The following is a 13,336-nucleotide window of genomic DNA, read 5'->3' on the forward strand; positions in this document are numbered from 1 at the left end:
CTGAAGAAGAGGGGGAGGTGGGTCAGAGCGCGAGGCTGATCTTGGTGCCGCATGCGCGAGAGCAGCAGGTCATCATCGACTTGTTCTGAGCCCGTTCGGTTTTGGTGAGCACCATGTCGCGGTGATCCACCTCGCCGTCGAGGACGGGGGCTTCGCACGATCCGCACAGCCCCTCCTCGCAGTCGCTCTGGATGTCGATGTTCGACGCACGCAGGGCGTCGAGCACCGTCTGGTCGGCGGCGACCTGGAGGGTCAAACCCGAGTCACGCAGCTCGACCTCGAACGCGTGCTCGTTGGCCGGGTCGAGCTTGGCCAGATTGGACGTGAAGTGTTCGACGTGCAGGGAGTCCTCGAGCCAGTGGGCGCTGGCCTCGTCGAGCGCGGTGAGCAGGCGTTCCGGTCCGCACGAGTAGATCTGGGTACCGTCGACCGGGACGTCGAGCAGGGCGGGGATGTCGAGGCGGTTGCCGGTGGAGCTCGCGTGCACCGTGGTGCGGTCGCCGTGATCGGCCATCAGCCGGTCGAGCAGCGCCATCGTGGAGCGATCGCGCCCGCAGTAGTGGATCTCGTAGTCCTTGCCGGTGGCCTTGGCATGGTCGGCCATCGCGATGATCGGCGTGATGCCGATGCCGCCCGCGACGAAGATGTAGCGCTCGGCGTCGGGGTCGAGCTTGAAGTGGTTGCGCGGTCCGCGCATCTTCAGCGTGTGGCCGGCCTCGAGGGTGCGGTGCACGTAGCGCGACCCGCCGCGGCTCTCGGGTTCCTCGAGCACCGCGATCTCGTACGTGGACAGGTCGTTCGGATCGCCGCACAACGAGTACTGGCGGGACAGGTCGCCCAGGTCGATGTCGATGTGCGAACCCGGGGTCCACTTCGGCAGCGCCTTGCCCGACGGATCCGACAGCGTCACGCGCACGACGCCGTCGGCGGCCGGGGTGATCGCGTCGACGGTCACGGTCCGGGAGATGTTGGTCTTGGACGGTTCACCGATCTTCACCGGCTGGCGGTTGTCGAGGATCGACGGATCGGTGCGTTCCGGGTTCTTCGCCGGATCCCACTGCACCAGAACATGGTCCGGTCCACGGAACGACGTGTTGGGCAGGTAGGTGAACTCCTGGTCCGGCACGAGTTCCATGTGCGGCAGACGCTTGGTGAACTCCTCGAGGAAGATCTGCATCTCCATGCGGGCGAGGTTCTTGCCCATGCACTGGTGGCTGCCGTAGCCGAACGTCAGGTGGTCGCTGGAGTTCTCGCGCCGGATGTCGAAGTCGTCGGCATTGTCGAAGTGGCGCTCGTCGTGGTTCGCGGACGAGGTGACGATCAGCAGCTTCGAACCCTCGGGGATGTCGATGCCCCCGATCGTGGTGTCGGCGGTGACCAGGCGGCGCCAGGCGGCGACCGAACCGGAGTGGCGCAGGCACTCCTCGACGGCGTTGGGGATCAGGCTCGGATCGGCGCAGATCTCCTCCCACACGCTGCGGTTCTCGAGCAGCAGGCGGAACGCGTTCGCCGAGGCGTTCGCCGTGGTCTCGTGTGCCGCAACGATTCCCGCCATCATCATCGAGTGCAGGTAGGAGTCGGTGACGACGTCCGGCAGCTCCTTCTGCATGCGGATGCCGAACGGCATCCAGCCGTGGCCCGACGGATCCTTGCGCATCTTCTCGAGTACCTGGCCGGCGTACTGCCAGAACTTGCCGACCGCCTCGGCGACCGCGACCTGCTCCTCGGGTGCGGGCCGGCCCCACGTGTTGACCGTGTGCGCGATCGAGTAGCTGCGCAGCTCGTCCATGTCCTCCTCGGGCACGCCGAGGAAGTGCAGCGCGACGGTGAGCGGGACCTCCCACAGCATCTCGTCGACGAGGTCGGCCCGACCGGTCTCGATGAACCGGTCCACGTACTCGCGGGTGAGGCGGCGGACCATCGGTTCGTGGTGGACCAGTTCCTTGGGGGTGAACGGATCCATCAGAACTCGGCGGCGCGGCATGTGCGCGGGTTCGTCCTCGTTCACCATGGTGCGCGACATCGCGTAGTCGTACTTGGCGAGCGTCGCCGTCGCCTCGTCGGAGACGGGGGTGATCTTCTCGAGCGCGATCGACGGCGAGAACAGGATGTTGTCGCGGAACACGGCCTTGACGTCCTCGTACCGGGTGACGACCCAGTAGCCGGTTTCGGGGCTGAAGAACACCGGCTCCTCGTCGCGCGACCAGCGCAGCGACGCCGCAGGGTCCACCTGGTACGGGCCCGTGAACGGGTCGAAGGCGGCGGCATTCGCGGAAACCGGGCACCCGGTGTTGGACATGGCCGCAGCGCGGCCGGCGTTCTGCAGGGCTGTGTGGTCGATCGGGCACACGCTCATGACTGGCATCTCCGTCTGTCTGAAAACTGCGCTCATCTGCGAAGTTACTAATAACGCACATCGTGTATCGGTGAGCGAACTCCGCACAGAGTAAGTGCGGTCACATTCGGGGTCAAGTAGGCCTCAAATAACGACGCGAGTGGTCTGTTCTGTGGTAGGGCGAGCGACCCCGGAATCGCCGGTCGCGGGGGGTACGCGACCCCGCCCCCGTTCGCGATTTGCGCACTTGGCGGTCTCGGGAGGGCCTGCGTCGGACCGATAAGTGCGCGAAACGCGCGGGTGCGGGGTGGGTGGGGGCCGGAAGGCCCCGGCGGTCAGGCGCCCCGGACGCTGATGCGGGTCTCGATCTCGCGCGCGGTGCGCCTCACCGCGGCGGCGGCGCCGTCGGTGTCGAGGCCGTCGATCGCGACGACGCCGACGCTGCGTTCCAGGCCGGTGCTCGACCCGAAGCCCGGGGGCAGCGCGATGCCCGACGCGATGCCCACCGCGCCGTGTTCGAGCTGGCCGCGGGTGAGGCTGTAGCCGTCGGCGCGGGCTTGACGCACCGGGTCGGGGTCGTTCGACTGCTCGGGACGCAGCGCGAGGATCGCGATACCCGCGGCGCCCTTGTCGAGGGGGTGGCTGCTGCCGACGCGGTACCCGACGCGCAGCAGCGTGCCCTCCGGTTCGGCCACCATGATCACGACGCAGTTCTGCCCCTGAGCTGCGGAGACGAACGCCGTAGCCTTGGTCTCGTTCGCGAGAGCGTACAGCAGGGGTTGCACGTCGCCGGAGAACTGCGGTTCGAAGCGGGACGCGAGGATCGCGGCACCGACGCCGAGCCGGATGCGTCCGTCGTCGGTGCGTGTGACCAGCGAGTGCGCCTCGAGCGTCGCGACGATGCGGTAGCAGATGGCCCGGTGGACATCGAGTTCCTTGGCCAGGTCGGCCACCGAGATGCCGGCCTGCGACTGGGCGACGACGTCGAGCGCGCGCAGCCCACGATCGAGGGTCTGCAGCGTGCTCATATCCGTCCTGTCCGGGGGGTGTCGGGGCCTGTCGTGCGGGCTCGACCCCGTGCTCCGGGGCCTTTGCGCCGACTTTACGGGTCAGGTGGTCGAACGCGGCGGACCCGATCCACGGGGTGGGCACTCGGTCAGGGAAGCGCTGATCAAATAGTTAACAGATATACTAATTTGGTGAGGATTCGACGACTGTCGCAGCTGACGGCGACGACTGCCCGCCGCGATAGGGTGACCGCATGAGCGGGGATGACGGGCGGAACGGCCGGGCTGCGGGGGACGCTGCGGAGCCGGAGGCCGGCGATCTCGACTTCTGGTCGTTCATCGATCTCGCGAATCGGCGCCTGAGCACCGAGTACGGTTCCACCCATCAACTCGCCACGCAGGTTTTACTCACCCTCAACCGGGCCGCGAATGTGGTGACGTACGACCTCGAGTCGTCGGTGCACCGTCCGCGCGGGTTGTCGTGGTCGACCTTCCGCCTGCTGTTCGTGACGTGGCTGGCCGGTCCGATCGAACCCAAGAGCGCCGCCAAGCTCACCGGGATGAGCCGCGCCGCCGTATCGAATCTGACGAAGACCCTGGTGGCGAGCGGTCTGCTCGATCGGTCCCCGGACGAGCACGACGGCCGCTCGGTCCAGCTCTCGCTCACCGAGAAGGGTCGCGCCGAGATGGCCGCCACCTACCGCGAGCACAACGAGCGCGAATACGCGTGGGCGAGCGTTCTCACCGAGGCCGAACAGCACATTCTCGTGATGCTGCTCGACAAGCTGATAACCAACCGCAGCCAGTTCGACGTTCGCGGACGCAACTGACACACGCGCGTCACCCCCCCACTCCCTTCGCGATTCGCGCACTTATCGGTGTCCGCGACGCCGTCCCGGGGCCGATAAGTGCGCAAATCGCGGGGGAGGGGTACTCGGGGGGAGCGGGAGGATGCCGGGGAGAGCGGGGATGCCGAGACGAGACCGCTCGTGTGGTTGCGCTCACGCCTCGAAACTAGTTAATCTGTTTACTAACCTCGGAGCGAGCCGGCGGCGGTGATCGATGCCGCGCTGCTGTTCCACCGAAGGTGACGACCACAGCCCGGGCAGTGATCCGGGCGCGAGCACTCAGGAGGCCGGTCATGGCGTTCTACCGACAGCTCGGCAACATTCCGCCGAAGCGTCACACCCAGCACCGGGACGAGAACGGCCAGCTCTACTTCGAGGAGCTGATGGGCGAGGAGGGCTTCTCCTCGGACTCCTCGCTGCTCTACCACCGCCACATCCCGTCGGCCATCGTCGATGCGACCGTGTGGGAGCTGCGCGACCAGGGCACCACCCCGAACCACCCGCTCAAGCCGCGGCACCTCAAGCTCCACGACCTCTTCCCCGAGGAGATCTGGGCCGAGACCGACGTGGTCACCGGGCGCCGGCTGATCCTCGGCAACGCCGACGTGCGGCTGTCGTACGTGGTCGCGGCCAAGGAGTCGCCGCTGTACCGCAACTCGCTCGGCGACGAGATGGTGTACGTCGAGTCCGGCGAGGCGATCGTCGAGACCGTCTTCGGTGCGCTGCACGCGCGCCAGGGCGACTACGTCCTGATCCCGATGTCGACCACGCACCGCTGGGTGCCGCAGGGTCCGGAGCCGTTGCGCGCGTACGCAATCGAGGCCAACAGCCACATCGTTCCGCCCAAGCGCTACCTGTCCAAGTACGGGCAGCTACTCGAGCACGCCCCGTTCTGCGAACGTGACCTGCACGGACCGACCGAGCCGATGGTCGCCGAGGGCACGGACGTCGAGGTGCTCGTGAAGCACCGCGCCGGTGGCGAGATCGTCGGCACCCGCATGGTGTACCCGAACCACCCGTTCGACGTCGTCGGCTGGGACGGTTGCCTGTACCCGTACACGTTCAACATCTCCGACTACGAGCCCATCACGGGCCGCGTGCACCAGCCGCCGCCGGCGCACCAGGCGTTCGAGGGCAACAACTTCGTCATCTGTAACTTCGTGCCGCGCAAGGTCGATTACCACCCGCTGGCGATCCCGGTGCCGTACTACCACTCGAACGTGGACTCCGACGAGATCATGTTCTACTGCGGTGGCGACTACGAGGCCCGCAAGGGTTCGGGCATCGGCCAGGGGTCGATCTCGATCCACCCCGGCGGCCACGCCCACGGCCCGCAGCCGGGCGCGTACGAGCGCAGCATCGGCGTCGAGTTCTTCGACGAGCTCGCGGTCATGGTCGACACGTTCCGTCCGCTCGAGCTCGGTGAGGGCGCCCTCGCGTGCGAGGACGAGGCCTACCCCTGGTCATGGTCCGGACGGGGGCCCGGCAAGTGACGATCTCTCCGCTGCTGGCAGGGTTGTGCGACGACGCGGCGCTGTTCCCTCCGGGGAATGCGCCGATGGACGCCGCGGTGCCCGCCCACCTCGCGCACGAGCGCAGTGACCACGCTGCACTGGTGGGGCCGTTCGTCTTTCCGGCCCCGCGGCTCGGCGAGCTACCGTCGATCCTCGGCGAGAAGGCTGCCGGGCAGGACGGCGAGCTCGCGCTGAGCCTCACCGTGCCCGGCGGCACCGACGCCGTCCCCGCCGCGCTCGAGCAGTTGCGCGCCATCGACGGCGCGAAGCTGGTCGCGATGGAGATCGCCGTGCCCGAGGGACAGTCCGCGGCCGCACTGCTCGCGGCGCTCGACGAGATCGCCGCCACCGCACCGGGTGTCGACATCTTCGTCGAGGTTCCGCGCGACGACCGCCGCGCCGAGATCCTGGCCGGCCTGGCCGGCACGCCGTACGCCGCGAAGTTCCGCACCGGCGGTGTCGTCGCGACCGCGTACCCGGACGAGGCCGAACTGGCCGCGGCCATCCGCACCGTGGCGACGTCGGGCGTGCGCTTCAAGGCGACCGCCGGACTGCATCACGCGGTACGGAACACGGACCCCGACACGGGATTCGAGCAGCACGGCTTCCTCAACGTCATGCTGGCGACCCATCGGGCCGCCGCCGGTGCGAGCGTCGAGGAGATCGCCGCGACGCTCGCCGAGCGTGACGGTGCACGTGTGGCAGCCGACCTGGACGGGCTGTCGGCCGAGGACGTGGACGCGCTGCGCGCGCGCTTCCTGTCCTTCGGCACCTGCAGCATCAGTGACCCGCTGACCGAACTGGTCGGCCTCGGCCTGGTGCCTCAATCATCCACCGGGCCCTCCGCGCCTACGGGTCCGGTGGATTTCATCTCGATCGACGAAGGACCCCTCGCATGACCGTCATCTCGATTCCTGCCGATTCCCTGTTCGGTCTCGACAACCTGCCCTACGGCGTGTTCTCGACCGCCGATACGGACCCGCGGGTCGGTGTGCGCGTAGGCGACAGCGTCGTCGACCTCGCGAAGGCACTCGGCGACGACACCTTCGCCCAGCCGACCCTCAACGCGTTCATGGCCCAGGGCCGGGACCGTTGGGTCGCAGTGGGCGCGCAGATCACCGAACTGGTGTCCGGCGAGATCGCCGACGACGCCGTCCTCTCGGTCGACGCCGTCACGATGCACCTGCCGATCGCGGTCGCCGACTACGTCGACTTCTACGCGTCGGAGAACCACGCGACCAACCTGGGCAAGCTGTTCCGCCCGGATTCGGCTGCGCTGATGCCGAACTGGAAGCACCTGCCGGTCGGCTACCACGGCCGCTCGAGCACCGTCGTGGTGTCGGGTGTCGACATCGTGCGTCCGTGCGGTCAGCGCAAGGCTCCCGCCGATGCCGCGCCGTCGTTCGGTCCGTCAATCCGCCTCGACATCGAGGCCGAGATGGGCTTCATCGTCGGTGTGGGTTCGCCGCTGGGTTCCTCGATCACCCCGGACCAGTTCGCCGAGCACTGCTTCGGCGCCGTGATCCTCAACGACTGGACGGCCCGCGACATCCAGGTGTGGGAGTACGTCCCGCTGGGCCCGAACCTCGGCAAGAGCTTCGCGACGTCCATCTCCCCGTGGGTCGTTCCGCTGCTGGCGCTCGAGGCCGCCCGCGTCGACACCCCGGTCCAGGATCCGACACCGCTGCCGTACCTGCAGGGCGACGAGAAGTGGGGCCTGGACATCGATCTCGAGGTCGAGTGGAACGGCGACGTCGTGTCCCGTCCGCCCTACGCCCAGATGTACTGGTCGCCCGCACAGATGCTGGCGCACACCACCGTCAACGGTGCCGCCGCGAGCACGGGTGACCTGTTCGGTTCCGGCACGATCTCGGGTCCCGAGAAGGATCAACGAGGCGCCTTCATCGAGTTGACCTGGGGCGGAGCCGAACCCGTCGAGGTTGCTGGCGAGCAGCGCACGTTCATCCAGGACGGCGACGAGATCTCGATCTCCGCGACCGCGCCCGGCGCGAACGGCGGACGCATCGGTTTCGGCGAGGTCCGTGCTCGTATTCTGCCCGCCATCGGTGATGCCCGATGAGTAAGGTCTTCGCAACGGCAGCCGAGGCCGTCGCCGACATCGTCGACGGATCTTCGCTCGCGGTCGGTGGATTCGGTCTGTGCGGCATCCCGACGGACCTGATCGCCGGTCTCGCCGACCGCGGTGTCACGGGACTCGAGGTGTTCTCCAACAACTGCGGCGTGGACGACCACGGTCTGGGAATCCTGTTGTCGGCCGGTCAGATCCGGCGCGTGACTGCGTCGTATGTCGGTGAGAACAAGGAGTTCGCGCGGCAGTACCTGTCGGGTGAGCTCGAGGTGGAGCTGACGCCTCAGGGCACGCTCGCCGAGCGTCTGCGCGCCGGCGGCGCCGGGATCCCCGCATTCTTCACGCCGGCCGGTGTGGGCACCCCGGTGTCCGAGGGCGGTCTGCCGTGGCGCTACAACGCCGACGGCTCGGTGGCGATCGCGTCGCCGCCGAAGGAGACGCGCACGTTCGGTGGCAAGACGTACGTGCTGGAGGAGTCCATCGTCGCGGACTACGCGCTGGTGCACGCCGAGATCGGTGACACCGAGGGCAATCTCGTGTTCAACAAGACCGCGATGAACTTCAACCCGTTGGCCGCGATGGCCGGCCGGACCACCATCGTGCAGGTCGAGAAGCTGGTCGAGCCGGGCGAACTCGATCCCGCGCAGGTTCACCTGCCGGGCGTGTTCGTCCAGCGGGTGGTGCATACGGGTCTGCAGGACAAGCGAATCGAGAAGCGGACGGTGTCGGCATGAGCTGGTCACGTGAGCAGATGGCCGCGCGCGCTGCGGCCGAGATGATCGACGGCGAGTACGTCAACCTGGGGATCGGCCTGCCGACCTTGATTCCCAACTACCTGCCCGAAGGGGTGAAGGTGGTTCTCCACTCGGAGAACGGCATCCTGGGCACCGGTCCCTACCCGACCGAGGACAAGGTCGATCCCGACCTGATCAACGCGGGCAAAGAGACAGTAACGGTGAACCCGGGTGCGGCGTTCTTCGATTCGGCGTTGTCGTTCGGCATGATTCGCGGTGGACACATCGACACCGCGGTCCTCGGTGGCATGCAGGTCTCCCGGAACGGGGACCTGGCCAACTGGATGGTGCCGGGCAAGATGGTCAAGGGTATGGGCGGCGCCATGGATCTGGTGCACGGTGCCCGGCGCGTCATCGTGGTCATGGAACACACCGACCGCGATGGCGGCGCCAAGATCGTCGACCAGTGCTCGTTGCCGTTGACCGGTCAGGCGGTGGTGCAGCGCATCATCACCAACCTCGCGGTCATCGACGTCGCGGACGGCACGTTGGTGCTGCGTGAACTCGCACCCGATGTCACCGTCGAAGAGGTGCAGGAGAAGACCGGCGCCGCGCTGGTCGTGGAACTGGCCGAAGACGCCGCCTAGTACCCCCGATCGCCCGTCCGGCCCGAACCCCCCTCGGGTCGGACGGGTTCTCCTCAGCGCGGGGCGACGGCCTCGGCGATGAACGCGGCGGCGCGTGCGAACTCCAACTCCATGTCGAAGACGGTGTCCTGGCGCCAGTAGCGGATCGTGGTCACGTACACGGCGGTCACCATCTGCGAGAGGAAGCGCAGCGGGTAGTCCTGTCGGACCTCGCCCTTGTCGATGCCGGCCTCGAGAATCCGGCCGAACGCGACGATGAACCGTTCGGTGCGGGCAGAGCTGATCGCGGGTGTCGCGAGGTCCCGATCGAGCTCCCGGGTGGTCGCCCGGAAGTACTGCTCGAGCGTCACGGCGGCCTCGACGACGTCGTTGAAGAGCGAGTGGATTCGTTCGGCGGTGGTGAGATCCCGGGCCAACAGATCGTCGATGATCCCCGGCAGCTTGTCCATGTGTCCCTGGTGCAGCGCCGACAGCACCGCGTCCTTGCTGTCGAAGTAGTTGAAGAACGTTCCGCGGGACACGTGTGCCGCCATCGCGATGTCGTCGATGGTGGTCCGATCGAAGCCCTGTTGCGTGAACAGTGCCCGTCCCGCCTCGATCAATCGACCTCGCGTCTGCCGCTTCCGTTCCTCACGGCGTGTGATGATTTCCCGGTCATCCATCATCGCTGTCCCCCGCGTCCCCACCTCGACTGGTTGATCGACAAGTCCCGACATTCGAGAATCTACCGGCCGGATGGTTTTCGTGGACAAACTTCGCGAATCCGACATGCGTGTTGCTCAGTCTCGCGGGACGAGCGACTCCGCCGCGTAGCTCGCGGCCTTCCGGAATCCGTCGGTGAGGTCGAACTCGGGGTCCTGGCGCCAGTACCGGATGGTGGAGACGTAGACGGCGGCGATCATCTGTGCGAGGAATCGCGGTGGGTAGTCCGTTCGGACCTCGCCGCGAGCCAGGCCCGGTTCCAGGATGCGCAGGATCTCGTCGTTGAAACGCTCCGTCCGCCCGACGCTGATCTCCGGTGTCGCGAGGTCTCGTTCGAGTTCGCCCGTCACCGCGCGCAGGTACCCCGGAAGTTGCTCGGTGCCGGCGACGAAGTCCTCGAACAGGCCGTGGATGCGTTGTTCGGTCGTCAGATCCCGAGCGAGCAGATCGGAGATGACGGCGGACAGCAGATCCATGTGCCGGGTGTGGAGTCCGGCCAGCATCACGTCCTTGCCGGGGAAGTAGTTGAAGAACGTCGCTCGGGAGACGCCCGCGGCATCGGCGATCTCCTCGACGGTCGTGTCGATCACCCCGCGCGCGGCGAACAGGGTGCTCGCGGCATCGAGGAGACGTTCGCGCGTCTCGTGTTTGTTCCGCTCGCGGCGGGACATCTTCTGGTCCTGATTCATCGACTTCCGTGACCCCGCTGTCCGCTGTTGCTCCACTTCGACCCTATCTGCCTGCGGCTTCGGTCCACGGCAACCGCTCCGTGCCGTCGTGCGACCGACCGGTTTCGAATATCGCCGAATCGTCCTCCAAAATCTAGACCCACATCTATCTTTAGCTTCGAGTCCAAGTTTGTGAGCGAAGGTGGTCGGGGTGGACGGAACGCCGACGGTGTCGTGGGAGCGGCAGGGGCCGGTGCTGGTCGTGCGCATCGAGCGCGAGAGCCGGCGCAACGCGATCGATCGTGAGACGGCGATGGGGCTGGAAACGGCGTTCGACCTTCTCGACGACGACCCCGAACTCTGGGCCGGCGTCCTGACCGGTACCCCGACCGTGTTCTCGGCGGGCACCGACATCAGGGAGCGCGCAGACCTGCGGATGCCGCGGGGCGGCGAGTACGGACTGATCCGTCGGGTGCGAAGCAAGCCGCTGATCGCCGCGGTGGAGGGGTACGCGCTCGGAGGCGGGTTCGAACTCGCGCTGGCCTGCGACCTGATCGTCGCCTCGGCTGCCGCACGCTTCGGTCTCCCCGAGGTGAGACGGGGCCTCGTCGCGAGTTCCGGCGCACTGTTCCGCGCCCCACGCGCGCTGCCCGTCAACGTCGCTCGCGAGCTGCTGATCACCGGCCGGACGCTCGACGCGCAGCAGGCATACCACCTGGGGGTGGTCAACGCCGTCACCGAACCCGGTGCGGCACTGCGGGAGGCGCTCGTGATGGCGGACGAGATCTGCGACGCGTCTCCCGTTGCGGTCCGCGAGAGCCTGCGGGCCGTCCAGGCGCTCGGCGCGGCGGCGGACGTGCCGGGTCGCGACCACAGCGCCGGACGGGCACCCCGACGTGGCTCCGCTCTGGTTCGTGTGGGACGGAGAATCCCTGTGGCTCAACTCGATCGTGCGCAGCAAGCGCTGGTCCGATCTGCGTCGTGATCCGCGGGTCGCGGTGGTGATCGATGGAGGCGAGCAGTTCCACGAACTGCGCGGCGTGGAGATCAGCGGTGTCGCGGAGGTGGTGGGCGAGGTTCCGCGAACCGCCACGCCCGACAGTCGGGTCGCGACCGCGGAACTGCTGTTCGCGCGCAAATACATGGGTGGCGATCACTTCACGGCCGACGGCCGGCACGCGTGGCTGCGGATCGCGGCCGATCAGCTGGGACTTCCGGAAGAACGCTGCGTTGCAGCAGTGGTCACGCTAGGGGTCCGCCCCTGGTCGTCGACGCTCCCTCCCGGCTATTGACACGTGTCAAATAACTATTGACACGTGTCAATTCCGCGCCTAGCGTGTGAGCCACCTCACGATCTTCGGGGGTGAGCGCCTACATTCGGCGCTCTCCGCGTCCCCGCGCAGCAGATCGACATCGAACGGAGCACGATGGCCAACCCCACGACATGCATCATCGGAGCCGGCATCAGCGGTCTGACGGCCGGCAAGATGCTCACCGACTACGACATCCCCTACGAGTGCTTCGAGACCTCGGATCGGATCGGTGGCAACTGGGCGTTCGGAAACCCGAACGGCCACTCGAGCGCCTACCGGTCCCTGCACATCGACACGTCCAAGAAGCGCCTGTCGTTCAAGGACTTTCCGATGCCGGAGGACCTTCCCGACTTTCCGCACCACACCGACATCAAGCGGTACCTCGACGACTACGCGTCGGCGTTCTCGCTACTCGACGGGATTCGTTTCCAGAACGGCGTCGAGCATGCTGAACACCTGCCCGGCGGGGGATGGGAAGTTCTCACCCAGGACGGGGAGAGCCGTCGCTTCGACTTCCTGGTGGTCGCCAACGGTCACCACTGGGATCCGCGCCTGCCGGATTTCCCGGGTGAGTTCACAGGCGAGTCCATCCACTCGCACGCGTACATCGATCCGGAGACTCCTCTTCACTTGCGGGACAAGCGCATCCTGATCGTCGGCATCGGTAACAGTGCGGCCGACATCGCGGTCGAACTGTCTCAGCGTTCCCAGCGGAACAAGGTGACGCTGTCCACCCGGTCCGGTGCGTGGATCGTGCCGAAGTACGCCTTCGGCGTGCCCGCCGACACGCTGATCCAGACGTACCCGCAGATTCCGCTGTCGTGGCAGCGGCGCCTGGGTCGTCGCGGACCGATCTTCCTGTCGGGTCGTCCGGAGAACTTCGGGCTCCCCACGCCCGACCACCACTTCGGCGAGGCTCATCCGACGCAGTCCCAGGAACTGTTGGTGCGGTTGGGATCCGGCGACATCGACGTCAAGCCCAACATCGAACGCCTCGACGGCTCGGACGTCCATTTCGTCGACGGCACCAGCCGGGAATACGACGTCATCATCTACGCCACCGGCTACAACATCACGTTCCCGTTCTTCGACGAGGACTTCCTGAGCGCACCCAGCAACCAGTTCCCGCTCTACAAGCGAATGTTCAAGCCGGGCATCGACGATCTCGCGTTCATCGGGTTCGCACAGTCGGCGCCGACGCTCTTCCCCTTCGTGGAGTGCCAGGCGCGCACGCTCGCGGCCTACCTCGCCGGGACGTACCGGCCGCCGACGGCCCCCGAGATGGAGCGCGTCATCAAGGCCGACGAGGAGCGGTTCGTGGGGCACTTCAACAATCGCCCCCGTCACACGCAGCAGGTCGACTACTACATCTACGAGCACGAGATGCGGACCAAGGAGTTGCCGGCCGGTCTGCAGCGCGTACAGAGGGACGGGCCGGTGCGGTGGAACCTGGTCCCGGCATGATGGCCACCCGTACGC

13 protein-coding genes are annotated in these 13,336 nt (G+C 67.1%); 9 read left to right on the forward strand and 4 right to left on the reverse strand.

The window, feature by feature from the left end:
• Nucleotides 1–22 precede the first annotated feature (22 nt).
• Both AB4Z09_RS12925 and AB4Z09_RS12930 read right to left on the reverse strand, forming a co-directional pair.
• Nucleotides 23–2,356, reverse strand: a complete 2,334-nt coding sequence (locus AB4Z09_RS12925; protein WP_442239879.1) for a cytochrome P450/oxidoreductase — start codon at nucleotides 2,354–2,356, stop codon at nucleotides 23–25.
• Nucleotides 2,357–2,670: 314 nt separating this feature from the next.
• Nucleotides 2,671–3,363 (reverse strand): IclR family transcriptional regulator, encoded by a 693-nt coding sequence (locus tag AB4Z09_RS12930; RefSeq protein ID WP_442239880.1) that lies wholly within the window; start codon nucleotides 3,361–3,363, stop codon nucleotides 2,671–2,673.
• Between the two features lie 233 nt (nucleotides 3,364–3,596).
• Between AB4Z09_RS12930 and AB4Z09_RS12935 the strand changes: the two genes are divergently transcribed.
• From AB4Z09_RS12935 to AB4Z09_RS12960, 6 genes are all read left to right on the forward strand, one after another.
• Nucleotides 3,597–4,172: a MarR family winged helix-turn-helix transcriptional regulator gene (locus AB4Z09_RS12935; RefSeq protein WP_114723217.1), complete on the forward strand. Its 576-nt coding sequence runs from the start codon at nucleotides 3,597–3,599 to the stop codon at nucleotides 4,170–4,172.
• Nucleotides 4,173–4,483: 311 nt separating this feature from the next.
• On the forward strand, nucleotides 4,484–5,683 hold the full coding sequence (locus AB4Z09_RS12940) for a homogentisate 1,2-dioxygenase (protein WP_429517009.1): 1,200 nt from the start codon (nucleotides 4,484–4,486) through the stop codon (nucleotides 5,681–5,683).
• Nucleotides 5,656–6,603, forward strand: coding sequence for a hypothetical protein (locus AB4Z09_RS12945; protein WP_442239881.1), 948 nt, complete (start codon nucleotides 5,656–5,658; stop codon nucleotides 6,601–6,603). The genes AB4Z09_RS12940 and AB4Z09_RS12945 overlap by 28 nt, the downstream gene beginning before the upstream one ends.
• Entirely contained in the window at nucleotides 6,600–7,784 is a 1,185-nt protein-coding gene (fahA, locus tag AB4Z09_RS12950) for a fumarylacetoacetase (protein WP_442239882.1), read from the forward strand. Before AB4Z09_RS12945 ends, fahA begins: the two co-directional genes overlap by 4 nt.
• Nucleotides 7,781–8,527, forward strand: a complete 747-nt coding sequence (locus AB4Z09_RS12955) for a CoA transferase subunit A (protein ID WP_442239883.1) — start codon at nucleotides 7,781–7,783, stop codon at nucleotides 8,525–8,527. The genes fahA and AB4Z09_RS12955 overlap by 4 nt, the downstream gene beginning before the upstream one ends.
• Nucleotides 8,524–9,174 carry a CoA transferase subunit B gene (locus AB4Z09_RS12960; protein WP_114723212.1) on the forward strand — a complete coding sequence of 217 codons (651 nt, stop codon included), beginning with the start codon at nucleotides 8,524–8,526 and terminating at the stop codon, nucleotides 9,172–9,174. Before AB4Z09_RS12955 ends, AB4Z09_RS12960 begins: the two co-directional genes overlap by 4 nt.
• 53 nt (nucleotides 9,175–9,227) lie before the next feature.
• Here the strand turns inward: AB4Z09_RS12960 and AB4Z09_RS12965 are convergent, their stop codons facing one another.
• Both AB4Z09_RS12965 and AB4Z09_RS12970 read right to left on the reverse strand, forming a co-directional pair.
• Nucleotides 9,228–9,776, reverse strand: coding sequence for a TetR/AcrR family transcriptional regulator (locus tag AB4Z09_RS12965; protein WP_258558048.1), 549 nt, complete (start codon nucleotides 9,774–9,776; stop codon nucleotides 9,228–9,230).
• Between the two features lie 177 nt (nucleotides 9,777–9,953).
• Entirely contained in the window at nucleotides 9,954–10,565 is a 612-nt protein-coding gene (locus AB4Z09_RS12970) for a TetR/AcrR family transcriptional regulator (protein WP_442239884.1), read from the reverse strand.
• Between the two features lie 190 nt (nucleotides 10,566–10,755).
• Between AB4Z09_RS12970 and AB4Z09_RS12975 the strand changes: the two genes are divergently transcribed.
• The 3 genes from AB4Z09_RS12975 to AB4Z09_RS12985 all read left to right on the forward strand — a co-directional run bounded on the left by AB4Z09_RS12975 (nucleotide 10,756) and on the right by AB4Z09_RS12985 (nucleotide 13,321).
• Nucleotides 10,756–11,529, forward strand: a complete 774-nt coding sequence (locus AB4Z09_RS12975) for an enoyl-CoA hydratase-related protein (RefSeq protein ID WP_442239885.1) — start codon at nucleotides 10,756–10,758, stop codon at nucleotides 11,527–11,529.
• A complete protein-coding gene (locus AB4Z09_RS12980) occupies nucleotides 11,441–11,836 on the forward strand; it encodes a pyridoxamine 5'-phosphate oxidase family protein (RefSeq protein WP_442239886.1) in 396 nt (131 codons plus the stop codon). The genes AB4Z09_RS12975 and AB4Z09_RS12980 overlap by 89 nt, the downstream gene beginning before the upstream one ends.
• Nucleotides 11,837–11,971: 135 nt before the next feature.
• The gene (locus AB4Z09_RS12985) at nucleotides 11,972–13,321 is read left to right on the forward strand and encodes a flavin-containing monooxygenase (RefSeq protein ID WP_442239887.1); all 1,350 of its coding nucleotides are present in this window, start codon (nucleotides 11,972–11,974) and stop codon (nucleotides 13,319–13,321) included.
• Nucleotides 13,322–13,336 lie beyond the last annotated feature (15 nt).

Source organism: Rhodococcus sp. TAF43 (assembly GCF_052113525.1).
GTDB lineage: Bacteria > Actinomycetota > Actinomycetes > Mycobacteriales > Mycobacteriaceae > Prescottella.

Coding starts and splice junctions, on each gene's coding strand:
- AB4Z09_RS12960 (WP_114723212.1), top strand. CDS start 8,524: ATGAGCTGGTCACGTGAGCAGATGGCCGCGCGCGCTGCGGCCGAGATG.
- AB4Z09_RS12970 (WP_442239884.1), bottom strand. CDS start 10,565: ATGAATCAGGACCAGAAGATGTCCCGCCGCGAGCGGAACAAACACGAG.
- AB4Z09_RS12935 (WP_114723217.1), top strand. CDS start 3,597: ATGAGCGGGGATGACGGGCGGAACGGCCGGGCTGCGGGGGACGCTGCG.
- AB4Z09_RS12940 (WP_429517009.1), top strand. CDS start 4,484: ATGGCGTTCTACCGACAGCTCGGCAACATTCCGCCGAAGCGTCACACC.
- fahA (WP_442239882.1), top strand. CDS start 6,600: ATGACCGTCATCTCGATTCCTGCCGATTCCCTGTTCGGTCTCGACAAC.
- AB4Z09_RS12985 (WP_442239887.1), top strand. CDS start 11,972: ATGGCCAACCCCACGACATGCATCATCGGAGCCGGCATCAGCGGTCTG.
- AB4Z09_RS12930 (WP_442239880.1), bottom strand. CDS start 3,363: ATGAGCACGCTGCAGACCCTCGATCGTGGGCTGCGCGCGCTCGACGTC.
- AB4Z09_RS12955 (WP_442239883.1), top strand. CDS start 7,781: ATGAGTAAGGTCTTCGCAACGGCAGCCGAGGCCGTCGCCGACATCGTC.
- AB4Z09_RS12945 (WP_442239881.1), top strand. CDS start 5,656: ATGGTCCGGACGGGGGCCCGGCAAGTGACGATCTCTCCGCTGCTGGCA.
- AB4Z09_RS12925 (WP_442239879.1), bottom strand. CDS start 2,356: ATGAGCGTGTGCCCGATCGACCACACAGCCCTGCAGAACGCCGGCCGC.